This window comes from Cobetia sp. MC34 (assembly GCF_018340035.1).
Classification (GTDB): domain Bacteria; phylum Pseudomonadota; class Gammaproteobacteria; order Pseudomonadales; family Halomonadaceae; genus Cobetia; species Cobetia amphilecti.
The window spans coordinates 1-399 of sequence record NZ_JADPPY010000115.1 but is presented as its reverse complement, the minus strand read 5'-3'; the positions used below and the strand labels follow the sequence as shown (position 1 = coordinate 399).

At 53.1% G+C, this 399-nt stretch carries 1 rRNA gene; it reads left to right on the top strand.

Annotation, left to right across the window (positions count from 1 at the left end):
* Window positions 1-115 (top strand): 16S ribosomal RNA (locus IZU87_RS17405); the annotation flags it as partial.
* Between the last annotated feature and the right edge of the window lie 284 nt (window positions 116-399).

Sequence of the window (399 nt, the reverse complement as noted above, 5' to 3'; positions counted from 1 at the left end):
ACCAGAAGTGGTTAGCCTAACCTTCGGGAGGGCGATCACCACGGTGTGGTTCATGACTGGGGTGAAGTCGTAACAAGGTAGCCCTAGGGGAACCTGGGGCTGGATCACCTCCTTATCGACACTGTCTGCTGCTCGCGGCAAGTGCTCACAACGAATTACCTGATCTTATTGCTGGCTTAGCCGGCAGTGGCAAGCGTGCTCAACAGAGCGCGCTTGCCACTGTTCTCTGAACAGCCGCTCTTTAACAATGTGAATCATGCTGACGATAGATATGTGCGCCAAGCGCATGTCTATCAAACGATATGTCGGAGAGGTCCGACAGATTCGTAATCCTTGACAGACCCCTTGGGGTTATATGGTCAAGCGATTAAGCGCATACGGTGGATGCCTTGGCAGCCA